The sequence below is a fragment of the Sphingomonas spermidinifaciens genome (assembly GCF_002351485.1).
In the GTDB taxonomy this organism is placed as follows: Bacteria; Pseudomonadota; Alphaproteobacteria; order Sphingomonadales; family Sphingomonadaceae; genus Sphingomonas; species Sphingomonas spermidinifaciens.
Genome location: NZ_NWMW01000002.1, coordinates 822,104 through 847,468, shown reverse-complemented (window position 1 = coordinate 847,468; position 25,365 = coordinate 822,104). Strand labels below are relative to the sequence as shown.

Below are 25,365 nucleotides of genomic sequence, written 5' to 3'. Positions count from 1 at the left end.
AGCGTGCACGGTAAACAAGCCGATTACGAGGCCCTTGTGCGCGCCGATTGCGCTCTTTTCACCGATCTGGACGCGGTCGCGCGCGATGCTGCGGGTGCGCTCGACCGGGCGCGCCAACCGCGGCTTTACGACCGGCTCGAATGGTTCGAGCGGACGCTCGGCAATTGCCCCCCGTCGGGGCGCCCGCTGATTGCCCGTGCCCGGCGCGGTGGTGGGACCGCGTGGCTGTTCCTGATGCGCCGCGGCGCGCGGGCACGCGCGCTGGCGAACTGGTATACGCTGGCCTTCGACGCAGTAACGATCGGGGACGCCCCACTCGCCGCGCTGCCCGATTGCCTGGGCGCAATCGGCCATGTCGAACTCTCCCCCGTCGAGGAGCCCGAGGCGCTGGCCGATGCCTTTCGCGCCGCGGGCTGGCGCGTGTCGGTCACGCCGATGAGCGTCAACTGGCGCATCGCCCCGGGCACCGACTTCGCCGCGTTCTGGGCCGCGCGCCCCGGCAAGCTGCGCTCGACCGTCGAGCGCAAGGGCAAGAAGGCGAAGCTCGACATCGCCATCCACCGGTCGTTCTCGTCGGAAGCCTGGAAAGCTTACGAGGCGATCTATGCCGCGAGCTGGAAGGGCGAGGAAGGCAGCTGGCCGTTCCTGCGCGCCATGGCTGAGGCGGAGGGCGCAGCGGGCACGCTGCGCCTCGGCATCGCATCGAAGAATGGCCAGCCGCTCGCCGCGCAGCTCTGGACCGTCGAGCATGGCCGCGCGACGATCCACAAGCTCGCCTATCGCGAGGATGCGAGGGCGCTGTCGCCGGGCTCGATCCTGAGCCACGCGATGTTCGCGCATGTGATCGAGCGCGATCGCCCCGCGCTCATCGACTATGGCACCGGCGACCAGCCCTACAAGGCCGACTGGATGGACACCGCGCACACGCTCTGGCGGATCGAGGCGTCGAACCCGCGCCACCCCGTCGGGCTCGCGATGATCGCCGCGACGCTTGTCCGGCGCGCGGTGGGCCGCTAGGCGCGCGGCAAAACATCTTGGGGATAGACGATGATTTCGGAACAGCATGGCGAGATCGAGGCGACCGTCCGCGCGGTCCTGCGCGACGTGCTCGGCTTGTCGGACGCACAGGTCGAGGGGTTCGATGCGACGACGCCGCTGTTCGGCGCCTTGCCGGAGCTCGATTCGATGGCGGTCGCCGGCGTGCTGACCGAACTCGAGGATCGCCTCGGCATCGTCATCGACGACGACGACATCGACGGTGACACGCTCGAAACCTTCGGCGCCCTCACCCGCTTCGCCGTCAGCAAGGTTTCCGCCTGATCGACGATTATGCCTGGAGCGGCGGGCGCGAGCCGATGCTGCGCTTCGGCCCGCGGACCCGCGAGGTCGTGCTCGCGGCGATGCCCCCGTTCGAGGAAGCCAATCGCCTCCGCGCCTTCTTCGTCACGCTGCTTCGCGCGCTCGGCGACCACGGCATCGGCGCGGCGCTGCCTGACATGCCCGGCCAGGGCGAGAGCCTGATCGCCACCGAGGCCGCCTCGCTTGACGACTGGCGCGATGCCCTCGCAGCGGCAGAGGAGAAGCTGACGCGCGAGGGGCTGCGCGTCCACATCGCCGCGATGCGCGGCGGCACGCTTTACGACGGGCGCGCCAATTGCCAGTCACGCTGGCATTTCGCCCCCGTCACCGGCGCGGCGCTCGTTCGCGACATGGTCCGCGCGCGACAGGCGGCGGCGAAGGACTCGGGCGAGGCGTTCGATGCCAAGGCAATCGCCGGCGACGGCCCGCCGGTCGAACTCGCCGGCAACCTCCTCTCGCGCGCGATGCTCGCTGAGTTGCAGGGCGCGGTGCCCTATGCCGGGCCTGCCTTACGCACGCTGCGCCTGGACACCGACGCGGCGCCCGCCGACCGCAAGATCATCGCCCGACCGTTGTGGCGCCGGGCGGAGCCCGACAACAATCCGGCGATGGCGCGCGAACTGGCCGCCGACCTGGCCGAATGGGTGAAGCAGTGCGCGAGCTGATCACCTTCGCCTGTGCCGGCGACGCGCTGGTCGGCACACTCGATCGCGCCGCCTCCACACGCGGCCTCCTGATCGTGTCGGGCGGCAACGAGCTTCGCATCGGCGCGCATCGGGGCATGGCGCTGATGGCACAAAGGCTGACGGCGGCAGGTCATCCGGTCTTCCGCTTCGACCGGCGCGGCATCGGCGATTCCACCGGCATCAACCGCGGCTTCGAGGCAAGCGGCCCCGACATCGCCGCCGCCATCACCGCGTTTCGGGCGGCGGTGCCCGGCCTGACGCGCATCGTCGCTTTCGGCAATTGCGATGCGGCGAGTGCGCTCGCGCTCCATGACACGAGCGGCATCGACGCGCTCGTCCTCGCCAATCCCTGGGTGATCGAGCCGACCGCCGATGCGCTCCCGCCTGCCTCGGCGATCCGCGCGCGCTATGCCGAGCGGCTGCGCGATCCGAGGGCATGGGGCCGGCTGCTGACAGGCGGCGTGAACCTCAGGAAGCTCGCTGGCGGGCTTGCCAAGCTCAGCAGCGGCGAGGCGGCGGCGCCAGAGGGGCTCGCCGCACGCGTAGCGGCGGGGCTGGCAAACAAGCACGCGACGATCCTGATCGCCCGTCGCGACAACACCGCCATCGCCTTTGTCGAGGCATGGCAGACGCCCGCCTACGCGGCGCTGCGCGACCGCATCGAGCTGCAGGTACTGGATACCGACAGCCACAGCTTCCACCGGCCAGAGGACAAAGCGTGGCTGGAAGCGAAGCTGCTGGCGGCGCTGAACGGGTAGCGAGGGCGGCGTGGCTTCCGGGTCGCTCGGCATCCGAGCGTAGGCTGGGACCGGTTGGTGGCGGGCACAGTGCCCACGTGAGCAGCGGCTGCGGCCTCGCTGGGGCGACCGGCGACAGCGCGCGACCGCCCGTTCACCTCACCGGCAATAGCACCGCTTGCCGCGATGCCACCGGCGCTTCACCACCTTCCGCGTCGGTGCGTGGTAGCTGACATATTCCTCTGTCACCGTCGTGGTCGTGACAGGGGCCGAGCTGACCGTCACGACGGTCGTCGTCGTGGGCGGATAATACCAGCCGCCCGCGATATAGCCACCGCCGCTCGTCGTCACCGTCGTGCCGCCCGGATGATAGGTCGTATGTCCGCCGCCATGATGGACAGTGCGGACCTCGCGTGCGCCTCCGCCGCGATCATCCTCATAATGCTCGGCATAGTGCTCGTCGCCTGGCAACGGCTGAACCACCTCGCGCGGCGGGGCGAACGGCGCACCGCGGCCGTCATAGCCAGGCGGCGGCGGAGGCGGCGGGCCGCGCCGACCATCCTCGGCCCGGTCGATCGCGGCGCCCGCGACGGCACCGACGCCGCCGCCGATCAGCGCGCCGGGCAGGCGGTTGCCGCGCCCGGCAATCGCCGCGCCAGCCACCGCGCCCGCCGCGCCGCCGATCACCGCACCCCCGACACCCCCGTCGCGGTCACGCGACACGACGTCGGTGTCGCTGCGGCGGTCGCGCTCGGCATACTCGCGGTCGTAATAACCCTGGTCGTAAAGATCAGGCCGGTAGTCCTCGTCATAATCGTAATAGGCGTCACCGCCGCGGTTCCAGTCGACCCCGCGCACGCTGTCTTCAACGCGCCCGTAATTGTCGATCATCACCGCATCGTCATAATAGCGATACCAGCCATAACCCGGCTGCGGCGCGGCAAGGCCATAGGCGCCGAAGTCCGAAATGAAGAAGCTCGGCGCGATCCAGTAGCGCGGCAGTACCCAGCCGCGCACCGCCGGGCGATAGGCAGCCCAGCCGCCCGGCGCCCGCCAGCCGCCGACCCAGCGATTGTTGAAACGCCAGCCCCAGCGCTTGCCGTTGTTCCAGTGGCCGCCGGGCCGAACGATCGGGCGTTGCCAGCCGCCCGGCCGCACCATCGGCCGCTGCCACCCGCCAGGCCGGGCCGTTGGGCGCTGCATCCCGCCGCCCATCCGCGCGCCGGCGACCTGCGCCTCAGCCATCGTAAGCGGCGTGGCGGCAGTGGTCGCTGCCAGCGCCAGGATCAGCATCGTTCGCATCGGCCCCGCGGCCTCCCTGTCAAAAGCCCATGTGCCTGCGCTGAACGGCGCAGATGGTTCATGGTTTCTTAACCGATCGCGGAACGAGTCGCGAATCCGTGGGGCGCGGCAAACTGTCCCGCTGCGGGTCAGGTCAGCCGGCGATACGCGGGCCTAGCAGCGCCATCAGCGCCTCGCATCCGGCCGCATCCTCGGCATCGAAGCGCGCAGGCCTGGGGCTGTCGAGGTCGAGTACGCCGATCAATCGCCCTTCGACGACAATGGGCACGACCAGCTCGGACCGGCTCGCCGCGTCGCAAGCGATATGGCCGGGAAAGGCGTGGACGTCCTCAACCAGTTGCGTCTCATGTGATGCCGCGGCGGTGCCGCACACGCCCTTGCCGAGCGGAATGCGGATGCACGCCGCCTTGCCCTGGAACGGCCCGAGGACGAGCTCGTCGCCAACGAATCGGTAGAAGCCCGACCAGTTGAGATCGGGCAGATACTGCCCGATCAGGGCCGCGGCATTGGCCATGTTGGCAATCGCGTCGGGCTCGCCCGCGGTCAGCGCGTCGAGCGCGGCGTGGAGGTCACGGTACAGCTCGGGTTTGGTGCCGGCGGCGATGTTGAAGTCATACATGCCCCGCCAGATAGGCGGCGGGGGGCCTTGGCGAAAGCGTCAGTTGATCCAGTGCGCTGCCGCATCCGAATAGCGGTCCGGCCGGCTATAGGCCACCGCGGCAGGCTGCACCGCATCAGCGCTCGCGGCGGAACGCAGGTTCGCGCCCTCCTCGGGCAGCATGTTGCCAGCGTAATAGGTGCGAAGCGACTCGCCCTTGGCATAGCTGCCGAGCATCAGGCCCAGCGGCACGCCGACCGCGATCGCCGGCACGATGATGAGCAACAGCAGGCGAAGCGTGCGGATCATACGGTGATCTCCCTCTCCGCCGCTTCAACCGTCCGCTACCGTACCGGTTCCACGGTGATTACTTGAGGAGCGTCGGCGCCGTCTCGGCAAGCTTCGCCTTGATCTTGCCGGCGAACATCGCGAGCATCGGGGGCAGCGCCAGTTCAGCGCGGACACGCCCTTCGAGCAGCTCGATCTTCGCGCCCACGCGCTGGCCCATTGCCTGTAGCGTAAAGGTCATCAGGCGGTCGTTCTCCCAGTGATGCTCGCACACCTCGCCACCGGGAATCATCGCACCCAGCTTGCCGATACCGGCGTCGATACGGCGGTGCAGGTCCTCGTTGGACAGGTTGTGGGGCACCTCGACGGTGACGGGTTCACTCATGATCCTACTCCGTGGCAAACAGCTGCGCGTCGTTGGCGAACGCCTTGAACTCGAGCGCGTTGCCGCTGGGATCGCGAAAGAACATCGTCGCCTGTTCGCCCGGCAGTCCCTTGAAGCGGATGTGCGGTGCGATGCCGAAGGCGATGCCCGCCGCCTCGACCCGCGCTGCCAGCGCGTGCCAGTCGTCCATCGTCAGCACCAGGCCGAAATGCGGCACCGGCACGTCGTGGCCATCGACGGGGTTGGTCGTCCCGGCGGGACCGGCGGCGGGATCGAGATGCGCGACGATCTGATGGCCGTAAAAGTCGAAGTCGATCCAGTGATCGCTCGACCGCCCCTCTCGGCAGCCCAGCAACTCGCCGTAGAAGGCGCGCGCAGCGGTGAGATCGTGGACGGGAAAGGCGAGGTGGAAGGGACGCAGGCTCATGCTCGTCCCTTGCCACATTGGATGCGCAAAGGGCCACTGCGGACAAGCAAAAAAGGGGAGGCCGCGCATGCGACCTCCCCAGCCCTGTTGCCCGTTCGGACCTCAGTAGCGCGGCACCGCCACCAGCGCGGCGATCTCGTCCTCGACCGTCACCCGGCCGCGGCGAAGGACGACACCGTCCTCGGCCATCTCCTTGATGAAGTCACTCTCGGCATCGGCGACCTCGCGCTCGAACTCGGAGATGACCTCGGCGCGGTCGGCATCGCTGTCGGCGCCCGCAAGGTCGTTCTTGAGCTCGCGGCGTGCCTCCGACAGATCGGTCTTGTAGTCGAGATAATGCGAATTGCTGTCGTCGAACACGCCCGCATATTTGTCGCGGGCAATATCGTCGCTCGCAAACGCGGCGGGGGCAGCGGTAATCGCGGCAATCGCGACCGTGGCGGCAAAGATCGGCTTGAACATCGTCTCGGCTCCTCTTTTCGGTTCCGAAGACAAGAACGGAATGCGCCGGGACGACGTTCCTTTATCGGGGGTTCAGGTGGGCGGCGAAACGGCGTCGTTTGTGCGAACTAATCGTTGAGGAACCATGGCTTAGGCGAGCCTCATCGACACGCCGCCGCATCTGTTAGCTGCGATCGCCCGTGCGATGATGGCGATGGAATGAATGCGGCGTCCATCCTCCGTCGTCACCTCGGCCTTGTTCCGGGGTCGACCGCGACGAGGGTGAAGGCTGCCACGACTGGACACGGTCGATGCCGGAGCTCGTCCGACCAGACGAAAACGGACCTTCTTACCCCTTGTACAGCGCGTCCAGCCGCTCGCCATAGGCCTGCTTGAGCACATGGCGGCGGATCTTCATGCTCGGCGTCAGTTGTTCGTTCTCGATTCCGAAGGGGGCGTCGGCGATAATGAAGCGGCGCACGCGCTCGATCTGCGACAGGTCCTTGTTCACCCGCTCGACCGCCGCCGACAGCGCCGCGCGATACTCGGGATTGCGCGACAGCGCCGCGAAGTCGCAGCTCGCGCCGCCCTTGGCGCAGAACTCCTGCGTCCATTCGGGGTCGGGGACGAGCACCGCGACCATGTACGGCTTGCGGTCGCCGTAAACCATTGCCTGCACGATCTCCGACTGGAGCGTCAGCATCCCCTCGATCTTCTGCGGTGCGACATTGTCGCCCTTGTCGTTGACGATGATGTCCTTCTTGCGGTCGGTGATCTTGATCCGGCCCTTGTCGTCGATGAGGCCGATATCGCCCGTGTGCAGCCACCCGGCCTTCAGGACGCGCGCAGTCTCGGCATCGTTGCGCCAATAGCCGTGCATGACCAGCTCGCCGCGGACCAGGATCTCGCCATCCTCGGCGATCCGGACCTCGGTGTTGGGAAGCGGCGGGCCGACGGTATCCATCTTGAGCCCGGCCGAGGGACGGTTGCACGAGATGACCGGCGCCGCCTCGGTCTGGCCATAGCCTTGCAGGAAGGTAAGTCCAAGCGCCTGGAAGAAATTGCCGACCTCCGGATTGAGCGGCGCGCCGCCCGACACCATCGCCTTCATCCGCCCGCCGAAGCGCTTGGCGATCTTGGGCTTCAAAAGCCGTCCGACCGCGAGGCTGGCGGGCAGGTCGGTCAGCGCCGTCCGGCCGGTGGCGGCACGCCGCCCCTCGATCGCGACCGCGCGGTCGAGCAGCCAGTTCGGCACCTTGCCCTGTTTCTCGATCGCCTTGGAGATGCGCTGGCGCAGCACCTCGAACAGGCGGGGCACGACGACCATGATCGTTGGCCGCGTCTCCTCGATGTTCGAGGCGAGCTTGTCGAGGCCCTCGCTGTAATAGATCTCCGCCCCCAGCCCGATCGGGAAATGCTGGCCGCCGGTGTGCTCATAGGCGTGGGAAAGCGGCAGAAAAGACAGGAACACTTCCTCGCCCCAGCCGAAATCCTCGCTGATGACGGTGCAGCACCCCTCGACATTGTGGAGGATCGCGCCGTGATGCTGCATCACCCCGCGCGGACTGCCGCCCGTCCCGCTGGTATAAATAATGCAGGCCAGGTCCTCGCGCTTGAAGAAGGCCTGCGCCGCCATGCTGTCGGGATCGGTGGGATGCGCGGCGATCAGCGCATGATACTGGTAATATTCGAGCGCACCCTGCTGGCCGCCGCGCAGCTCGTCGATGCCGATCACGATCTGCGCGGTGCCGGTGCGGATCGCGGCGGGCAGCAGCGTCTTGGCCAGCCGCGCATTCGACACGATGATCGCCCGCGCGCCCGAATTTTCAATGATGTGCTGGTGATCGCGCTCGGTATTGGTGGTGTAGGTCGGCACCGTGACACAGCCCGCCGCCATGATCGCGAGGTCGCTGAGGCACCATTCGGGCCGGTTCTCGCTCACCAGCATCACCCGGTCGCCGGGCTGGAGGCCGAGCGCCTTGAGCGCAATCGCCAGCGACGCAACCTGGCGCGCCGCCTCGGCCCAACTCGTCGATACCCATTTCCCGTTCGCCTTGGCCCACAGGAACGGGCGGTCGCCGCGCTCCTTGGCGCGCACGAAGAACATCGTGACCAGATTGGGGAAATGTTCGAGCTTGCGCGCCATCCGCCGTCCTTCTCCTGCCCGCACCCGCGACGTGGCGCGTGCCGTAGCGTTGGCGGTGGTTTCTAGTCCGACAATGGCCGGCGGCAAAGCCCGGATGCTGCGCCATAGTCTCCCCAAAGCGGAAGCTCACAGCCAAGGAGAGCAAAGGGCGGCTCGCTCGGTACCCCGGGACTACCGCCGTCGTGGGAATACATGCGCTTTCGCCGCAGCGGTTGGACAGGCGGAGGCGCTCGGCTATCGCGAAACGCCAATGGTTCCGGAGCCTGCCCCCACGATGCGTATCGCCGCCCTGATCGCCGCCGCCATGCTGTCGGCCTGCGCCCCCGCGCCGCGCGCCGCCGCGCCTGCGCCGGCGACGACACCCGCCGCGCGCGAGATGTTCGTTGTCGCCGCCAATCCGCTCGCCGCCGAGGCAGGGATGGCGGTGCTGCGCCGCGGCGGCAGCGCGGTCGATGCGGCCATCGCCGTGCAGGCGATGCTGTCGCTGGTCGAGCCGCAGAGCTCGGGCATGGGTGGCGGCGCGTTCATGACCTATCTCGACGGCGCGAGCGGCAAGGTCCGCGTCTATGACGGGCGGGAGATCGCGCCCGCAGGCGCCACGCCGTCGATGTTTCTGGGATCCGAGGGCAAGCCGCTACCCTTTCGCGAGGCGGTCGTATCGGGCCGCGCAACGGGTGTGCCGGGCGCGGTCGCGATGCTTGGTCTTGCCCACCGCGCGCATGGCCGCCTCCCCTGGGCGACGCTGTTCGGCGATGCCGAGCGCACCGCACGCGAGGGGTTCATCGTGTCGCCGCGCCTCGGCCGGTTCCTGGCGGGCGGCTTCCCGCAGCTTCAGTCGCCCGACGCACGCGCCTATTTCGGCAAGCCCGGCGGCGGGCTCGTCGGGCCGGGCGACCGGCTGCAGAACCCCGCCTATGCCGAGTTCCTGACCCGCCTCGCCGCCCAAGGCCCCGACGCGCTCTACAAGGGCCAGACCGCCGCCCGCATCGTCCAGAAGACGCGCACCGCGCCGCTCGAGGGCATGATGACGATGGCCGATCTCGCCGCCTACAAGCCGGTCGAGCGCGAGGCGCTGTGCGAGGCGTGGGCGGGCTATCGCGCCTGTGTTCCGCCGCCGCCCTCCTCGGGCGTGGGCATGCTGATGCTGCTCAAACTCCTCGAGCGCACCGACATCGCGCGGCGCGGGCCGACCGATCCGCAGGCGTGGTTCACCTTTGCCGAGGCGAGCCGGGTGATGTTCGCCGACCGCGACCGCTATGTCGGCGATCCGGCCTTCGTGTCGGTGCCCGTCAAGGGGCTGCTCGACCCGGCCTATCTCGACGCGCGCGCGAAACTGATCGGCAGCCAGGCAGGCAACCCGACCTTCGGCAGCCCCGCGGGCGCCCCCGCGCGCGGCGCCGACGCGACGAAGGAGCCGGCGGGGACCAGCCACTTCATCGTCGGCGATCGCGACGGCAATGTCGTGTCGATGACGACTACGGTTGAATCGATCTTCGGCACCGGGCGGATGGTCGACGGCTTTTTCCTCAACAACCAGCTCACCGACTTCAGCTTCTCGCCGACCGAGGCCGACGGCGCCCCCGCCGCCAATGCCGTGGCGCCGGGCAAGCGGCCGCGGTCGTCCATGACGCCGATCATCCTGCTCGATGCCGAGGGCCGGTTCGCGGGCGCGATCGGCTCGGCGGGAGGAAATGCGATCCTGCCCTACGTCGGCAAGTCGCTGGTCGCCGCAGTCTGGTGGAAGCTGCCGATGCAGCAGGCACTCGCCCTTCCCAACCTCGTCGCGCGCGGACGCTCGATCAGCGGCGAGGCAGGCAAATTCGCACCTGGTGTGGTCGAGGGACTGGCGGCGCGCGGCATGACGGTGCGCCCCGGCCAGGGCGAGGATTCGGGCGTTCACGGCGTGCTGGTCCGGGCGGGCCGCATCGATGGCGGCTATGACCCGCGCCGCGAGGGGCGGGTTCTGGTGGAGGCTGCGCGGCGTTAGGAGAAGAGGCGGGACCTGGGCTCGGCGGCCTGAAGACGGATGCTTCGGAAGGGGTAACACTCCCCGATCCCCGGACCCCGGTCCGAGCCCGGGTCGCGCTTCTGCCTGCTTCCCGGACGATCAATAAGGCGGCTTCACCCGCGCCCGCTGCGCCGCCGCCGCCTCCACCCACCATTCGAGATCCGCCGCGAAGCGCGAGAAGCTTCGCTCGAGCGCCGCCCCGCCCTCGCCCAGCGGCCGGGCGTCGGCATCGAGCGCGTGGCCGATCTGACCGACGCCGATCGTGCTCGACGTCACCACCATTCCCATTTCCGACAGCGTGCCGTGCCACGCCGTCGCCGCCCGCGCGCCGCCCAGCCGTCCCGCCGAATAGCTGGCAATCGCCGCCGGCCGCCAGAACCACTCCTCGAGGAAATGGTCGGTCAGGTTCTTGAGGCCCGGCTGCACGCCCCAATTGTACTCGCCCGTCACGAAGACGAAGCCGTCGGCGGCAACGATCTTGTCCGCCAGCGCCTGCATCGCCGCCGGCGCCTCGCCGGCGGGATATTCCTTGTACATGCGATCGAGCATCGGCAGCCCGACCGCCTTCGCATCGATCAGCTCGGCATCGTGCCCGCGGCTCGCGAACCCGGCGACCAGATAATCGGCCAGCCGGATGCCCATCCGGTCGCGCCGATAAGAACCGTAAAAGACCAGCAGTCGCGCCATCGCCCTTCTCCAGAAATGAAAGAGGCTGCCGAGCCCTTTCCCAAGGGCCCGGCAGCCTCCGACATGGTCAGCGGCCGGACGTTCCGACGCGGGAGACCATGCGGGCCGCGCGCTTGCAGCATTGAAGGCGTTGATTGGGAAGGAATATTCCCCGCCTTCACGCCAAACAAGCGTTTAGCGGCGCGTCTCCCGAACGAACTGAACCGACCTCACTGCTGAACCATGAGACATCGGATCACCTCCTTTCGCTGGTTGAAGAACGAGCGTGGCGTCTGCCACGCCCGATACATGAGTCATGCGCACGCGCAGAACAAGTCTTGTAATCACACTTCGATTTTACGATGCTCGAGTTTCCGGCCTGCGCCGGGCGGGTTGCCACCGCATCGCCCCTCGGCCAAGCTGCTCCGGTGCCGCCGCTCGTTCCGCCTGCCGATCCCCCGATCCGCCTTGTCATCTTCGACTTCGACGGGACGCTGGCCGACAGCGGCCACTGGTTCCTCGGCATCGTCGACCATCTCGCCCAGCGCTATCGCTTTCGCACCGTGGAAGCCGGCGAGGTCGAGCGGCTGCGCGCGCTCCCCACGCGCGAGGTCATTCGCCACCTGCGCATCCCGGCGTGGAAGCTGCCCTTCATCGCGCGCTATGTCCGCACCCTCTTCGCGCTCCACACCCACGAGGTTCAGCTGTTCGACGGCGTGAGCGAGATGCTGGCGGCGCTCGAGGCGGCGGAGGTCCGCCTCGCGCTCGTCACCTCGAACGCCGAGATCAACGCGCGGCGCATCCTGGGGCCGGAGAATGCGGCACGCTTCGCGATCTGGGAATGCGCATCGTCGCTCTACGGCAAGGCGCCGCGCTTCCGGCGAGTGCTGAAGGCTGCGGGGGTGAGCCCGGCCGAGGCGGTGGCGATCGGCGACGAGACCCGCGATATCGAGGCGGCACGCCGCTGCGGCATCCGATCGGGGGCGGTCCATTGGGGCTATGCGCACCGCGAGGCGCTGGACGAACTCGCGCCCGATTACGGCTTCGACAGCCCCGATGCAGTGATACGGCTGCTGGCGCAGCAGGCCAGCGCTCCAGCGATCGCGGGCACCTAGGCACAGCCCGGCAGCGCTTCCGAAGCTGAGAGCCTGTCTTCGCGGCAGTATGGCCTAGAGGTAAGTCGCCTCCACCCGCACCGGGAACGCCACCGACCGCGCGATGAAGCAGACCTTGTGGATCTCGCCGTGGATCGCGTCGACGCGCGCTGCGTCCGCCGGATCGGCGAGCACGATCTCGGGCCGCAGCACCGCCGCAGTGAAGCGCCCCGCCCCCGACGCCTCGCTCTCGCCGACGCCGAGCGGCTCGTCGCGATAGGCGGTGACGGTGATTCCCGCATCGCTCGCCAGATGCAGGAACCAGAGCATGTGGCATGCCGACAGTGCCGAAAGTAGCATATCCTCGGGATTGTGCCGCGCCGGATCGCCGCCGAGCGCGGGGTCGTTGGAGCAGTCGATCGGAGGCTTGCCCGGTGTCGTCACGCGCCAGGTGCGGTCATAGGCGCGATAGCCGCTGGTCCCGGTGCCGCGATTGCCCGTCCACTCGATGCGGGCGGTAAAGTCGTGCCGGTTCGTCACTTTGCTCAACCTCAGACTTCCGGCAGCACCTGATCCGCAACGCCCCAGCCCTGGAGCAACCGGCTCCCTGCCCGCTCGATCAGTTCACCCGCATCCTTCAAGGTCCAGCGCGCCGCCGTGTCCAGCGCCTTGAACTCGCTCCACGCGACCGGCGCTGCGACCGGCGCGCCCGGCCGCGCGCGCACGACATAGGGGAGCACGGCAGTGCTGCCACGTTGGTTGCGCAGCCAGTCGATGAAGATGCGGCCCTTGCGCTTGGCCTTGCTCATCGTCGCGGTGAAGCGCTCGGGCTGGTCGGCGGCGAGTGCGCGGGCGAAGCGATCGGCGAAGGACTTGACCGCCGGCCATTCGGCTCGGGGGCTCAGCGGCACGACGACATGCACCCCCTTCCCCCCCGACAGCATCGGAAAGCTGGTCAGCCCCATATCGGCGAGCACCGACTTGATATGCTCGGCCGCGCGCTTGACGTCGTCGAAGTCGAGGCCCTCGTCGGGGTCGAGGTCGAAGACGAGGCGATCGGGCTTCTCCACATCCTCGACGCGCGATCCCCAACCATGGAACTCGATCGTCCCCATCTGGACGCAAGCGAGCATGCCGTCGGCATTCTCGACATAGAGATAGGGTTCGGTGCCGCCATCCTTTTCGCGAATGTCGACGTGATGGACCTGCTCGCCGAAACTGCCGGCGTCATGCTTCTGGAAGAAGCATTGCTTGGCGCGCCCCTGCGGACAGCGCACCAGGCTGATCGGCCGATGCGCGAGCCAGGGAAGCATGACCCCTGCCATGGCCGTATAATAGTCGCCGAGCGCGCCCTTGGTGATGCCGTCCTCGGGGAAGATCACGCGCTCGCGGCTGCTGATCTTGATGGTCGAGGCGGGCGGCGTCGGAGCAGCCTTCTCCGCGACCACTGCCTCGGCGGGCTTGTCGCCGCGCAGGCCGATGAAGCTCGCATGCCGCACGACATTCTCGGCGGTGAACTCGGCGAAGGCGACCTCGGCGACAAGGCTGGGCCGCACCCAGATCGCGCCCTTTGCCGCTGCGCGCGGCACCTCGACAGGCGCGGTCTCGCGGGCAAGCTTCTCCAGTCTGGCCACAAGCATGTCCTGCGTATCGGCGTCGAAGCCCGTGCCGACCTTGCCCGCATAGCGCAGCTTGCCACCCTCGTTGAGGCCGAGGAGCAGCGAGCGCAGGCCCCGGCCCCTCGCCGACGAGGGCAGCCAGCCGACAACCACGAACTCCTGCCGGTGCGTGCATTTGACCTTGAGCCATGCCTTGCCCCGGCCGGCGCGATAGGGCGCATCGATCCGCTTCGAGACGATGCCCTCCAGCCCCTCGGCACACATCGCCTCGAACAGCTTCTCGCCGGCGCCCACGACATGCTCGGCGAACTGGAGTCGAGGCTCGCCCGGCGGCAGCAGCGCGGCGAGCCGCTGCTTGCGCTCGACCAGCGGCAATTGGCGAAGGTCTTCGCTGCCCGCCTCCAGCATGTCGAAGGCGAAAAGTATCATCTCGCCCCCGTTCGAGATCGCATCCTGCAGCGTCGAGAAATCGGGCTTGCCGTCCTTCATCGCGACGATCTCGCCATCGATCAGTGCAGGGCTGTCGATTGCGGCGGCGGCTTCGGCGATGCCGGGGAACTTGTCGGTCCAGTCGAGGCCGGAGCGGGTATAGACCTTGGCCTCACCGCCGCCGACCGTGACCAACGCGCGATAGCCGTCATACTTCACCTCGTGCAGCCAGCCGCTTCCGGTCGGGACGGCGTCGACAAGCGTGGCGAGTTGCACGTCCTGTGGCTTTGGGCGCGAACCTTTCGTCGCTCGCCGGGGCTTGGGTGAGGCTTTGCTCGCGGGCTTTTTGCCCTCGGCGATCTCGTCCATTGTCCGGCCGGTCTCGATGCTCGTCAGCGCGGTCTCGACAAGCGTGTCGGCACCGCCCGCGTGAGGATCGTCGATCTTGCGCAGCAGCCAGTTCTCGCGCTTTTCCTTGCCCCGCGGTTTCAGACGGATCAGCAGCCACTCGCCCTGCATTCGCTCGCCGTCGAGAACAAAATGGAGATGGCCCTTTTCGAGGTCCTTCGCCGACTTGCCCTTGATCGGCGCCCAGGTGCCGCGGTCCCACAGCATCACCGTACCGCCGCCATATGCCTTGGCGGGAATCGTCCCCTCGAACGTCGCATAATCGAGCGGATGATCTTCGGTGCGCACCGCGAGACGCTTCTCAGCAGGGTCGAGGCTGGGTCCGCGCGTGACCGCCCAGCTTTTGAGCACGCCGTCCACTTCGAGGCGGAAGTCCCAGTGGAGGCGGGTGGCATCGTGTTTCTGGACAACGAAGCTGTTGCCGTTGCCGGCCGCAAGCGTGCCCGCGGGTTCGGCGGTGCGCGCGAAATCGCGCTTGGCATTATAGGTGGCGAGCGGGTCAGGGTGCTTAGCCATCAGGGACGCCTAACCCCTTTACTGTCATCCCAGCGGAGGCAGGGATCGCCTTCAAAAATCGCCGCCCTCGCGCCCGGCGATCCCAGCGTTCGCTGGGATGACGGCCAGTCACGCCCGCTTCCTCGCGGCGGGCTTCCTCGCGGGCGCGGCCTTCGTCGGGGTCGCCTTCTTTGCCGGCGCCTTCTTCGCCGCCGCAGGCTTCTTCGCTGCCCCGCCCTCGCCGGGCTTTTCGAGACTCTTCTTCAGTGCCGCCATCAAATCGACGACGTTCGATCCGCGCCGCTCGGGCGCCGCGCCGTCGTCCTCGATGATCCGCCCGCCGCCCTTGGCCTTCTTCTTGCGCTCGATCAGCCCCTTGAGCGCGTCGACATAGCGGTCATGGAACACCTTGGGATCGAACTTGCCCGCCTTCTTCTCGATCAGCGTTTCGGCGAGGTCGAGCAGGTCGGCGTCGGGCTCGGCATCGGGAATGTCGCGAAAATAGCCCTGCGCCTTGTGCACCTCGTCGGCATAGCGCAGCGTCTCGAGAACCATGCCGCGGCCGCACGGCTTGAGGCTCACGACATATTCGCGACCGCGCATCGCGAGCTGCCCCAGCCCTACCTTCTTCGTCCGCCTGAGCGCTTCGCGCAGCACGATGAACGCTTCCTCGGCAAGGTCGTCCGCCGGCACGACGAAATAGGGTTTCTCGTAATAGAGCACGTCGATCTCGTCCGCATCGACGAACTGGGTGAGCTCGAGCGTCTTCTTCGACTCGAGCTTCACCGCCTCGATCTCTTCCTGATCGAGCAGGATGTAATTGCCCTTCTCGACCTCGTACCCCTTCATGATCTCGTCGGCATCGACGGGACCGACGCCGGTCACGACCTTCTCGTAATGGATGGGCTTGCCGGTGGGCTCGTGGATCTGGCGGAAGCTGACGCTCGCGCCGCTGCGCGTCGCCGAGTATATTTCGACCGGGATCGACACCAGCGCCAGCCTGATCTGTCCCTGCCAATAGGCGCGCGCGGCCATCGCCATTCCCCTCGTTGCGGAGCCGATTCAAAGCATGAGGCGGGGACTCGTTCCTCGACAGTAAAGCGTGCCGGCCTTATGTCGCGCAGATGGCCGCCGAGGACCCCTTCGCCCTGTTCGACGCCTGGTTCGCCGAGGCGCGCCAACAGGAAATCAACGATCCCAACGCGATGGCGCTCGCCACCGTCGATGGCGCCGGGCGCCCGTCGGTGCGGATGGTGCTGCTCAAGGGGCACTGCCCCGATGGCTTCGTCTTCTACACCAACCGCGAGAGCCGAAAGGCCGGCGACCTCGCCGCAAACGCCAACGTCGCGCTGCTCTTTCACTGGAAGTCGCTCCGCCGCCAGATCCGCATCGAGGGCAGCGTCGCCCCCGCGACCGATGTCGAGAGCGACGCCTATTTCGCCAGCCGCAGCCGCGATTCGCAGCTCGGCGCCTGGGCGAGCGACCAGTCGCGTCCGCTCGACACCCGCGCGACGTTCGAGACGCGGTTCGAGGAAATGAAGGCGCGGTTCGAGGGCGGCGACGTACCCCGCCCGCCGCACTGGGGCGGCTATCGCGTCACCCCTCGCGCGATCGAGTTCTGGCAGGACCGTGCCCACCGCCTGCACGAACGGCGCCTGTTCACGCTGACCGGCGGAGGCTGGACCGAGGGGCTGCTGTTCCCGTGACCGAGACCGAGAAGCGCCGCATCCTCCTCAACAGCGTCGCCGCGCGCGCCGCGCTGGCCAGCGTCGCGACGGCGATCTTCCTCCTCTGCCTCAAGGGCTATGCGGCGCTGACGACCAACTCGGTCGCACTGCTCGGCAGCCTGGCCGATTCGGGCCTCGATCTGCTCGCCTCGCTCGTCACCCTCTACGGCGTGCGTCTGGCGGCGACGCCCGCCGACCACGACCACCGTTTCGGTCATGGCAAGGCGGAGGCGCTGGCCGCCTTGTTCCAGGTGGCGCTCGTCACCGCCTCCGCCCTCGCGATCGGCTGGCGTGGGTTCAGCGCGCTCGGCGACCCGGCGCCGGTCGCCGATGCCGAGCTCGGCATCGCGGTGTCGGTGGCGGCGATCGCCGCGACGGTCGCGCTCGTCGCCTATCAGAAGCGGATCATCGCCGCGACCGGATCACTGGCGGTGCAGGCGGACAGCCTCCACTACCAGGGCGATATCCTGCTCAACCTGTCGGTGATCGTGGCCCTTGTCCTCGACCGCTATGTCGGGCTCCCCGGCGCCGACGCACTGTTTGGCATCGCCATTGCCGGCTGGCTCGGCTTCGGCGCGTTCAAGGCCTCGGCGCAGGCGATCGACCAGTTGATGGACAAGGAGTGGCCCGAGGACGACCGCCAGCGCTATATCGCGGTCGCGGTCTCCAATCCCGACGTGCGCGGCATCCACGACTTCCGCACCCGCCGCTCGGGCACGCGCGACTTCGCGCAGTTCCACATGAACGTCGACCGCGACATGACCGTCGCCGCCGCGCACGATGTGGTCGAGGCGGTGGAGGACGCGCTACACCGCGCCTTTCCCCGCGTCGAGGTGCTCATCCACCTCGATCCCGAGGGGCATAGCGACACCGACGATCCTTTGGTCGAGGAGGACGTGACCCCCCACTGGTTCAGGAAGCGCGCGTGAAACTCCCCATTGTGCAGATCGACGCCTTTGCCGGACGACCTTTCGAGGGCAATCCGGCGGCGGTGATGCCGCTTGGTGCCTGGCCCGAGGACGAGGTGCTTCAGGCGATCGCGGCGGAGAACAACCTCGCCGAGACCGCCTTCCTCGTGCCCGACGCGAGCGGCGCGGCCGACTACGAGCTGCGCTGGTTCACTCCCACGGTAGAGGTGGCGCTGTGCGGCCATGCGACGCTGGCAAGCGGGCATTATCTGCTCGGTGATGGCGGTGAGCGCGTGATCTTTCGCACGCGCCGCGCCGGTGTGCTCGAGGTGGCGCGCGAGGGCGAGGGCTACGCGATGGCCCTGCCCGCCTATCCGCCCGAACCCGCCGAAGTGCCGGGCCTGCTTGAAGCGCTCGGCGTCGGTAAGGGCGAGGTGCTGCGCCACCCTTACGGCTACGACCTTGTGGTGCTCGCCGACGAGGCCGCCGTTCGTGCGCTGACGCCCGATTATCGCGCGCTCGCAGCGCTCGGCGACACGCTCAACATCGTCACCGCGCCCGGCCGCGACACCGACGTCGTCAGCCGCGTTTTTGCTCCCGCAGCGGGCATCGACGAGGATCCGGTAACGGGCTCGGCGCACTGCGTTCTCACCCCCTATTGGGCGGCTCGCCTCGGCCGCCCGCGCTTCGCCGCCTTCCAGGCAAGCGCGCGTGGCGGTCATGTCGATTGCGAGCTTGCCGGCGACCGCGTGGTGCTGCGAGGCAGGTGCGTGACGGTGATCGACGGCACATTCCACCTTTGAGCCCGTCATCCCGGGATTGAACCGGCAAGTCATAAACCTCTATTATTTCTTAGAAACTGCCGCCTCAAGGTCGCGTTGACCTCCTCTCACGAACGGAGGCGAGCGATGGCACAGAAGGGCACCGGCGGAAATCCAGGCGCAATCACCGCCAAGGGCGGCGACGGCGCGCGCGGCAGCCTCGGCACCGGCCGCGGCGGCGGGTCGGACGCGGGCAACAAGAAGACCGCGACGAAGAAGTCGGAGAAGGGCGAGCATGCCGGGCAGAAGATCAGCGGGGCCTAACCTTCTTCGACACCCCGAGGTTGACCCGATGCCCCGCATTTTCCTCTAGCGCCGGAAAAGGCACCGGGCTCCCGAGGCGAGCCCGGTGACGATAACCTACCGCCGCACCAGCGTCCCCGCGCCGCGCCGGGTAAAGATCTCCAGCAGCATCGCATGCGGAACGCGCCCGTCGAGGATGACGGCGGCGTCCACCCCCGCCTCGACCGCGGCGACGCAGGTCTCGACCTTGGGGATCATGCCGCCGGAGATCGTGCCGTCGGCCATCAGCGCGGCGATGCCCGCGGGATCAAGGTCGGTCTGCAGCTCGCCCGACTTGTCGAGAACCCCCGCCACGTCGGTCAGGAGGAAGAAGCGCGCCGCCCCCAGCGCGCCGGCGATCGCGCCTGCCATCGTATCGGCGTTGATGTTGTAGGTGTGGCCGTCCACGCCCAACGCGACCGGCGCGACGACCGGGATGACGTTCTGGCTGGCGAGCATCGTCAGGATCGACGGATCGACCGCGACGGGATCGCCGACGAAGCCCAGGTCCACGTGCCGCTCGATCCCCGAATTGCGGTCAGGTTCGGTGCGCTGTACCTTCTCGGCGACGACGAGGCGGGCGTCCTTGCCCGAGATGCCGATCGCGCGGCCGCCGGCGGCGTCGATCCAGCCGACGATCTCCTTGTTGATCTTGCCCGCGAGGACCATCTCGGCGACCTCAGCGGTCGCCGCGTCGGTCACGCGCAGCCCGCCGACAAATCGCGATTCGACCCCCAGCCGCTTGAGCATCGCGCCGATCTGCGGTCCGCCGCCATGGACGACGACGGGGTTGATGCCCACCGCCTTCAGCAACACCACATCCTCGGCGAAGTCGCGCGCGAGCTCGGGATCGCCCATCGCGTGGCCGCCATATTTGATGACGAAGGTCTTGCCGGCATAACGCTGGAGATAAGGGAGCGCCTCGGTCAGCGTCTCGGCCTTGGCGAGCAGAGCGGGGTCGGGGCGGTGATCGGTCATGCGCGGACTTCCGTGGCGTCGAGCCGGCGGCCGAGCCCGACGAAGAGATAGATGAGCGGCGGGACCAGCACGATCGACAACACGACCTTGGCCAGCATCTGGCCCACGATCAGCTGGCCGATCGGGAACACGCCGTAGAATGCGACGGTGACGAAGATGAAGGTGTCGAGGATCTGGCTGAGCACGCTCGCCACCCCGGCGCGCAGCCACAGGAGGCGGCCGCCCGCGCGCTTGAGCGCGTCGAACAGCGTGACGTTGAGGATCTGCGACAGGCCATAGGCGGCGATCCCGCCCGCCCAGATGCGCCAGGTGCTGCTCATCATCAGCGTGAACGCCTCGACCCGCGCAGGCTCCATGCTGGCGGCGGGGGGAAGCTGGACGACGATCCAGGAGAGCGCCATCGAGGCGAGCAAGGGCACGAAGCCGATCAGCACCAGCCGGTTCGCGACCCCGCGCCCATGGAGCTCGGCCACTGCCGATGAAACGACGACGAGCAGCAGGAAGGCGAAGATCCCTGCCTCCACCGCAAGCGGCCCCAACGCCACCTGCTTGTTGCCGAGCACTCCGGCAATGCAGACCATGCCGCCATAGAAGATGGCGAGCGCGAACAGCGAGCGGGAAACGGGCGCGGGCGAATCCATCGGCGGCGGTTAGCGGATGGCGGGGCGCGGCGAAAGTGCCCGGTGTCAGCCGCGGAGCGCGACCGCCGCGAGCGAAAAGATGACAAGATCGGCGGCGACATGCGCAACGATGGCGGCGAGCAGACCCTCGGCACGCCACGACAGCCAGCCGAGCATGACCCCGTAAAGCGTGGCCAGGCCTACCCCCGCCCATCCGCTGGGCACGCCCGAATAATGCGCGGCGCCGAACGACGCGGCCTGAACGAGGATGGCAGCGACCGGCCCCATAAATCCGCGGAGCCAGTCGAACAGGACGCCGCGCCAGAGACCGGCGCCGCGACAAAGCGTCGACACGCCCCTTCCCCCGCGCGCGCCGCTATGCCACGCACGCGGGGTTTGTGCCTTTCGGAGCCCGCCCCTTGCTATCCCGTTTCCTGATCGGCTTGGCCGGTATCGCCGTCATCCTCGGCCTCGCCTTCGCGCTGTCGACCGATCGCCGCGCAATCCGGCTGCGCGTCGTCGGTGCCGCCTTCGCGCTGCAGGCGGGCATCGCCTTCCTCGTCCTCTATGTCCCCGCGGGACAGGCGGCGATCCGCGGGCTGGCGACGGGGGTGTCGGCGCTCCTCGGCTATGCCAAGGCGGGGACCGACTTCATCTTCGGCCCGCTGGCGACGCCCGAAATGGGGGGACAGAGCTTCGCCATCTCGGCGCTGCCGGTCATCATCTTCTTCGCCAGCCTCGTCGCGGTGCTCTATCATCTGCGAATCATGCAGTTCGTGATCCGCTGGGTCGGCGGCGCGATCGAGCGGGTGATCGGCGTGAGCAAGGTCGAGTCGCTGTGCGCGGCGGCCAACATCTTCGTCGGCCAGTCAGAATCGCCGCTGGTCATCCGCCCCTATCTGGCAAGCCTCACCCCCAGCCAGCTGTTCGCGGTCATGTCGGTCGGCATGGCGGGCGTCGCGGGCACGATCCTTGCCGCCTATGCCTCGTTCCTCGGCCCCCAGTCGCTGCCCTATCTGCTCGCCGCCAGCTTCATGGCGGCGCCCGGCGGCATTCTGATGGCCAAGATCATCATGCCCGACGTCGCGCCCGAGCCCGTGCTCCAGGCCGAGGGGGTCGAGGAAGCCGCCGTCCTCGCCGTCGCCGAGCCCGATCCCGAGGACGAGCGCGCCGCCAACATCATCATGGCCGCGGCGATGGGCGCGCAGACCGGCGTCAAGATCGCCGTCGCGGTCGGCGCGATGGTACTCGCCTTCGTCGCGTTGGTGGCGATGGCCAACGGGCTGCTCGGCGTGGTCGGCGGCTGGCTCGGCTATCCGGCGCTCAGCTTCCAGCAGGTGATCGGCACTGTGTTCCAGCCGGTCATGTTCCTCCTCAACATTCCGTGGGAAGAGGCGGGACGCGCCGGCGGCCTGTTCGGCACCAAGCTCGTCCTCAACGAGTTCGTCGCGTTCATCGAACTGGGCAAGCTGGGCGACACGCTGAGCGTCCGCACGCAAGCGATCATCACCTTCGCGCTGTGCGGCTTCGCCAATTTCAGCTCGATCGCGATCCAGATGGCCGCGACCGGCAGCCTCGCCCCCAACCAGCGGCCGATGATCGCCCGGCTGGGCGTGCGCGCGCTGCTGGCGGGGAGTCTTGCCAACCTCATGTCCGCGGCGCTGGCGGGGTTGATCCTGCCTTGAGCAACAGATCGTAACCATCGTGACATAAATGAGACACGCGGCAACCAATCACCCGAAAGGGTCAAAAAACTAGTTACAAACGCATCCTCACTTCGCAACCTGTTCCAACCGGGCACTTTTCGACCCGGTCGCCAAGGCCGCCATCAGTGCGGCCACGTCGAAAAGAGGGAACATACATGCGAACGATGAGCCGAATTGCGCGGGCGTTGCTGCATTCCGGGAGCGCCCTTCCCCTGACCGGCGCCGCGATCGTCGCGGCCGCCGCCATCGCCGCCCCTGCCCATGCGCAGGATTATCAGAACGTCACGGCCTCGGGCCGCATCCTGTCGACCAACGGCCAACCCGTGGCCGGCGCGACGGTGACGATCCGCTCGAACGAGCAAGGCTTCTCTCGCACCGCGACGACCAACGCGTCGGGCGCGTATCGCATTCCGCAGGTGCCGACCGGCCCTTATACCTTCACCATTACCGCCGACGGCTTCGACACGTTCACCGACGAGAGCGTCGTCCTATCGACCGACGCCGCGGGCAACCAGTTCGCGCTGTCGCCCGCGGGCAGCGGCGGTCCGACCGGCAACACCACCGCCGAAGCGACCGGTGATGCCGAGATCGTCGTCACCGCCGGCCGCGTGAAAGTGGCCGATTTCGAGCGGACCACGACGGGCGCGGTCATCGATATCGGCGATCTCGCGACCCGCGTCCCCGTCCAGCGCAATCTTCGCGACGTCATCCTGCTCGCGCCCGGCACGACCCAAGGCGCATCGGCGTCCAATGCCCGCTTCGCCAACCAGGCGCAGATCGGCGGCTCGTCGTTCAGCGAGAACGCCTATTACATCAACGGCCTGAACGTCACCGAATTCCGCCAGGGCTTCTCGCCCTCGGACGTGCCGTTCGATTTCTACCAGACGATCGAGGTCAAGACCGGCGGCTTCCAAGCCGAATTCGGCCGCGCGACCGGCGGCGTCGTCAACGCCATCACCAAGTCGGGCGGCAACGAATTTTCGGGCAGCGTCCTGTTCAACTGGGAACCCGATGACCTGCGCTCGAACGCCCCCAACAGCTATGCCGACGACAATGAAAGCGACCGGCTGGAGCGGCTCGACATGGTTGCGACGCTGTCGGGACCGATCATCAAGGACAAGCTGTTTTTCTTCGCGCTCTACAACAATCGCAAGGTGACGCAGTTCGACGGCACCGCCGACGCGCCCAACGCCGCCGACAATACGGGCACTTTCCAGAGCAGCGACGATCCCTTCTACGCCTTCAAGGTCGATGCCGTGCCGATCGACGGCCAGCGGCTCGAGTTCACCTATTTCAATAGCACCCGTGAGAATCTGATCCGGCAGTATCAGTACAACTCCGACACCAACGAGATCGGCGCCTACACTGGTGAGTCGCGCAGCCTTCAGGGCGGCGAGAATTATGTTGCGCGCTATACCGGCACCTTCACCGACTGGTTCACGCTGTCGGCCGCTTACGGCGTCAACAAGAACCAGAACTCGACGCTGCCCGCCGACACGACCCGCCCGCGCGTCATTGACAGCCGCAGCGGCGTATCCTCGGCCTTCCCGGGCACTAACCCGGCCTCGTCGGTCACGACCAACGAGGACGAGCGCGAATTCTATCGCGTCGATGCCGACCTTTACTTCGACCTGCTCGGCTCGCACCACATCCGCGGCGGCTACGACCGCGAGAAGCTGACCTCGATTCAGCTCTCGACGCCGACCGGCGATGGGCAGTACCAACTGTTCACCTCGACCGGCGCCGACGACATCAGCAACCTGGCGGCAGGTACGCAGTATTTTCAGCGCCGCTTCTTCGAGAATGGCGGCACGTTCGAGACGGTGAACGAGGCGTTCTACATCCAGGACAACTGGACGCTGTTCAACGACCGCCTCAACCTCCAGCTCGGCCTCCGCAACGATCGCTTCGTCAACAGCACGGCGGACGGGACGCGATTCTATGAATCGGGCGACCAGTGGGGACCGCGCCTCGGCTTCGCGTTCGACGTGTTCGGCGACAAGCGGACCAAGCTCTACGGCAATTTTGGCCGCTACTTCCTGCCGGTCCCGACCAACACCAACATCCGCCTCGCGGGTGCCGAGCTCGACTATAGCTCGTACTTCGTGCTGGCCGGCATCAACAACGGCGTGCCGATCGCCGGCGCACCGGTGAACGGCGTTGATAATGCCGTCGCCTGTCCCGATGGCAGCGGCAACAACTGCACGCTGATCGCCGACGGCACCGCGGCCGACCCCTCGACCGTGATCTCGCAGAACCTCAAGCCGCAGAGCCTCGACGAGTACATCATCGGTGTCGAGCAGCGGCTGGGCGACCGCTGGCGCGTGGGCCTCAACTACACCCACCGCAAGCTCAACCGTTCGCTCGAGGACAGCGCGATCGACCTCGCCGTCCGCGACCTGTGTGCGGCTGAGGGGATTTCGGGCTGCGAGGACATTTGGATCGGCTTCCACCAGTATGTCCTGCTCAATCCGGGTGAGGACGCGCAGATCCTGCTCGACACCCCGCTGCCCGGCGAGACCGAGCTGCGCACCGTCACCCTGACCGCCGACCAGCTCGGCTATCCGGGGGCGCGGCGCACCTACGATGCGGTCACGTTCGAATTCGAGCGTGAATACGACGGCGTCTGGTCGCTCCAGGGTTCGTACACCTGGGCCAACCTCAAGGGGAATATCGAGGGCGGCGTGAAGTCCGACATCGGTCAGGTCGATAGCGGCCTGACCCAGGACTTCGACAGCCCCGGCCTCACCGTCGGCTCCTATGGCTTCCTGCCGGGCCATCGTCGCCACACCTTCAAGCTGTTCGGCAGCTACACGCTCAACGACGCGATCACGCTGGGTGCCAACGCCTTCATCCAGTCGCCGCGCAAGTTCGGCTGCATCGGCGTGGTGCCGGAAGACGTTGATCCGGTCGCGGCACTCTACGGCGCGGCGGGCAATTTCTGCGGCGGGCAGATCGTCGAGCGCGGCACCGCCTTCCAGAGCGACTGGCGCAAGGAGATCAACCTGACGGCGCAGGTCCGCGTGCCCGTCGATACGTTCGACGCTTCGCTCCGGTTCGACCTGTTCAACGTCTTCAATTCCAAATCGGCGCTCGATTTCGACGAGTTCGGGGAAGCGGGGAACGGGACGCCCAACCCGCAATATCGCTCGCCGCTCGGCTTCCAGACGCCGCGTTCGGCCCGCATCCAGCTGCGCGTCGGCTTCTGACGCTTCTGACGAAGGAGGCGGGCGCC

26 protein-coding genes are annotated in these 25,365 nt (G+C 67.7%); 12 read left to right on the top strand and 14 right to left on the bottom strand.

The window, feature by feature from the left end:
• Window positions 1-36 precede the first annotated feature (36 nt).
• The 4 genes from COC42_RS14045 to COC42_RS14030 are packed head-to-tail and all read left to right on the top strand — an operon-like array spanning window position 37 to window position 2,803.
• Window positions 37-1,017, top strand: coding sequence for a GNAT family N-acetyltransferase (locus COC42_RS14045; RefSeq protein ID WP_096343906.1), 981 nt, complete (start codon window positions 37-39; stop codon window positions 1,015-1,017).
• A gap of 30 nt (window positions 1,018-1,047) precedes the next feature.
• Complete coding sequence (locus tag COC42_RS14040) at window positions 1,048-1,320, top strand: phosphopantetheine-binding protein (protein WP_096343905.1); 273 nt, start codon at window positions 1,048-1,050, stop codon at window positions 1,318-1,320.
• A 35-nt stretch (window positions 1,321-1,355) separates the two neighbouring features.
• Window positions 1,356-2,024, top strand: coding sequence for an alpha/beta hydrolase family protein (locus tag COC42_RS14035; protein ID WP_096343904.1), 669 nt, complete (start codon window positions 1,356-1,358; stop codon window positions 2,022-2,024).
• Window positions 2,012-2,803, top strand: coding sequence for a hydrolase 1, exosortase A system-associated (locus COC42_RS14030; RefSeq protein WP_096344219.1), 792 nt, complete (start codon window positions 2,012-2,014; stop codon window positions 2,801-2,803). The genes COC42_RS14035 and COC42_RS14030 overlap by 13 nt, the downstream gene beginning before the upstream one ends.
• Before the next feature lie 138 nt (window positions 2,804-2,941).
• Here the strand turns inward: COC42_RS14030 and COC42_RS17995 are convergent, their stop codons facing one another.
• From COC42_RS17995 to COC42_RS13995, 7 genes are all read right to left on the bottom strand, one after another.
• Window positions 2,942-4,084 (bottom strand): RcnB family protein, encoded by a 1,143-nt coding sequence (locus tag COC42_RS17995; RefSeq protein WP_245844146.1) that lies wholly within the window; start codon window positions 4,082-4,084, stop codon window positions 2,942-2,944.
• A gap of 133 nt (window positions 4,085-4,217) precedes the next feature.
• Window positions 4,218-4,703, bottom strand: coding sequence for a GAF domain-containing protein (locus COC42_RS14020; RefSeq protein WP_096343903.1), 486 nt, complete (start codon window positions 4,701-4,703; stop codon window positions 4,218-4,220).
• Between the two features lie 39 nt (window positions 4,704-4,742).
• On the bottom strand, window positions 4,743-4,991 hold the full coding sequence (locus tag COC42_RS14015) for a hypothetical protein (protein ID WP_096343902.1): 249 nt from the start codon (window positions 4,989-4,991) through the stop codon (window positions 4,743-4,745).
• 58 nt (window positions 4,992-5,049) lie between these two features.
• Window positions 5,050-5,355: a polyhydroxyalkanoic acid system family protein gene (locus COC42_RS14010; protein ID WP_096343901.1), complete on the bottom strand. Its 306-nt coding sequence runs from the start codon at window positions 5,353-5,355 to the stop codon at window positions 5,050-5,052.
• Window positions 5,356-5,359: 4 nt separating this feature from the next.
• Window positions 5,360-5,782, bottom strand: coding sequence for a VOC family protein (locus COC42_RS14005; RefSeq protein WP_096343900.1), 423 nt, complete (start codon window positions 5,780-5,782; stop codon window positions 5,360-5,362).
• Window positions 5,783-5,884: 102 nt separating this feature from the next.
• Entirely contained in the window at window positions 5,885-6,244 is a 360-nt protein-coding gene (locus COC42_RS14000; protein ID WP_096343899.1) for a hypothetical protein, read from the bottom strand.
• A 328-nt stretch (window positions 6,245-6,572) separates the two neighbouring features.
• Window positions 6,573-8,369 (bottom strand): AMP-dependent synthetase/ligase, encoded by a 1,797-nt coding sequence (locus tag COC42_RS13995; protein WP_096343898.1) that lies wholly within the window; start codon window positions 8,367-8,369, stop codon window positions 6,573-6,575.
• A 274-nt stretch (window positions 8,370-8,643) separates the two neighbouring features.
• Here COC42_RS13995 and COC42_RS13990 point away from each other — a divergent pair, with 274 nt between their 5' ends.
• Window positions 8,644-10,356 (top strand): gamma-glutamyltransferase family protein, encoded by a 1,713-nt coding sequence (locus COC42_RS13990; protein WP_096343897.1) that lies wholly within the window; start codon window positions 8,644-8,646, stop codon window positions 10,354-10,356.
• A gap of 120 nt (window positions 10,357-10,476) precedes the next feature.
• On the opposite strand, the gene COC42_RS13985 is transcribed toward COC42_RS13990, so the two are convergent.
• A complete protein-coding gene (locus tag COC42_RS13985; RefSeq protein ID WP_096343896.1) occupies window positions 10,477-11,064 on the bottom strand; it encodes an NADPH-dependent FMN reductase in 588 nt (195 codons plus the stop codon).
• A 341-nt stretch (window positions 11,065-11,405) separates the two neighbouring features.
• Here COC42_RS13985 and COC42_RS13980 point away from each other — a divergent pair, with 341 nt between their 5' ends.
• On the top strand, window positions 11,406-12,158 hold the full coding sequence (locus COC42_RS13980; protein WP_096343895.1) for an HAD-IA family hydrolase: 753 nt from the start codon (window positions 11,406-11,408) through the stop codon (window positions 12,156-12,158).
• 54 nt (window positions 12,159-12,212) lie between these two features.
• On the opposite strand, the gene COC42_RS13975 is transcribed toward COC42_RS13980, so the two are convergent.
• The 3 genes from COC42_RS13975 to ku form a co-directional block, all read right to left on the bottom strand.
• Window positions 12,213-12,677 (bottom strand): OsmC family protein, encoded by a 465-nt coding sequence (locus COC42_RS13975; protein ID WP_096344217.1) that lies wholly within the window; start codon window positions 12,675-12,677, stop codon window positions 12,213-12,215.
• Between the two features lie 11 nt (window positions 12,678-12,688).
• Complete coding sequence (gene ligD, locus COC42_RS13970; RefSeq protein ID WP_096343894.1) at window positions 12,689-15,109, bottom strand: DNA ligase D; 2,421 nt, start codon at window positions 15,107-15,109, stop codon at window positions 12,689-12,691.
• Between the two features lie 108 nt (window positions 15,110-15,217).
• On the bottom strand, window positions 15,218-16,123 hold the full coding sequence (ku, locus tag COC42_RS13965) for a non-homologous end joining protein Ku (RefSeq protein WP_096344216.1): 906 nt from the start codon (window positions 16,121-16,123) through the stop codon (window positions 15,218-15,220).
• 89 nt (window positions 16,124-16,212) lie between these two features.
• Here ku and pdxH point away from each other — a divergent pair, with 89 nt between their 5' ends.
• The 4 genes from pdxH to COC42_RS17745 all read left to right on the top strand — a co-directional run bounded on the left by pdxH (window position 16,213) and on the right by COC42_RS17745 (window position 18,808).
• Window positions 16,213-16,794 (top strand): pyridoxamine 5'-phosphate oxidase, encoded by a 582-nt coding sequence (pdxH, locus tag COC42_RS13960; protein ID WP_096343893.1) that lies wholly within the window; start codon window positions 16,213-16,215, stop codon window positions 16,792-16,794.
• The gene (locus tag COC42_RS13955; RefSeq protein WP_096343892.1) at window positions 16,791-17,744 is read left to right on the top strand and encodes a cation diffusion facilitator family transporter; all 954 of its coding nucleotides are present in this window, start codon (window positions 16,791-16,793) and stop codon (window positions 17,742-17,744) included. Before pdxH ends, COC42_RS13955 begins: the two co-directional genes overlap by 4 nt.
• On the top strand, window positions 17,741-18,526 hold the full coding sequence (locus tag COC42_RS13950; protein ID WP_096343891.1) for a PhzF family phenazine biosynthesis protein: 786 nt from the start codon (window positions 17,741-17,743) through the stop codon (window positions 18,524-18,526). Before COC42_RS13955 ends, COC42_RS13950 begins: the two co-directional genes overlap by 4 nt.
• 105 nt (window positions 18,527-18,631) lie before the next feature.
• Window positions 18,632-18,808, top strand: a complete 177-nt coding sequence (locus COC42_RS17745; RefSeq protein WP_176484691.1) for a hypothetical protein — start codon at window positions 18,632-18,634, stop codon at window positions 18,806-18,808.
• Between the two features lie 96 nt (window positions 18,809-18,904).
• Here the strand turns inward: COC42_RS17745 and argB are convergent, their stop codons facing one another.
• The 3 genes from argB to COC42_RS13935 are packed head-to-tail and all read right to left on the bottom strand — an operon-like array spanning window position 18,905 to window position 20,778.
• On the bottom strand, window positions 18,905-19,804 hold the full coding sequence (gene argB, locus COC42_RS13945) for an acetylglutamate kinase (RefSeq protein ID WP_096343890.1): 900 nt from the start codon (window positions 19,802-19,804) through the stop codon (window positions 18,905-18,907).
• Window positions 19,801-20,445, bottom strand: coding sequence for a queuosine precursor transporter (locus COC42_RS13940; protein ID WP_096343889.1), 645 nt, complete (start codon window positions 20,443-20,445; stop codon window positions 19,801-19,803). Before COC42_RS13940 ends, argB begins: the two co-directional genes overlap by 4 nt.
• Window positions 20,446-20,490: 45 nt before the next feature.
• Window positions 20,491-20,778 (bottom strand): CPBP family intramembrane glutamic endopeptidase, encoded by a 288-nt coding sequence (locus tag COC42_RS13935; RefSeq protein ID WP_096343888.1) that lies wholly within the window; start codon window positions 20,776-20,778, stop codon window positions 20,491-20,493.
• A gap of 65 nt (window positions 20,779-20,843) precedes the next feature.
• On the opposite strand from COC42_RS13935, the gene COC42_RS13930 reads away from it, so the two are divergent.
• Window positions 20,844-22,109, top strand: coding sequence for a NupC/NupG family nucleoside CNT transporter (locus COC42_RS13930; RefSeq protein WP_096343887.1), 1,266 nt, complete (start codon window positions 20,844-20,846; stop codon window positions 22,107-22,109).
• Between the two features lie 176 nt (window positions 22,110-22,285).
• Window positions 22,286-25,339: a TonB-dependent receptor gene (locus COC42_RS13925; RefSeq protein WP_217991294.1), complete on the top strand. Its 3,054-nt coding sequence runs from the start codon at window positions 22,286-22,288 to the stop codon at window positions 25,337-25,339.
• Window positions 25,340-25,365: the final 26 nt, after the last annotated feature.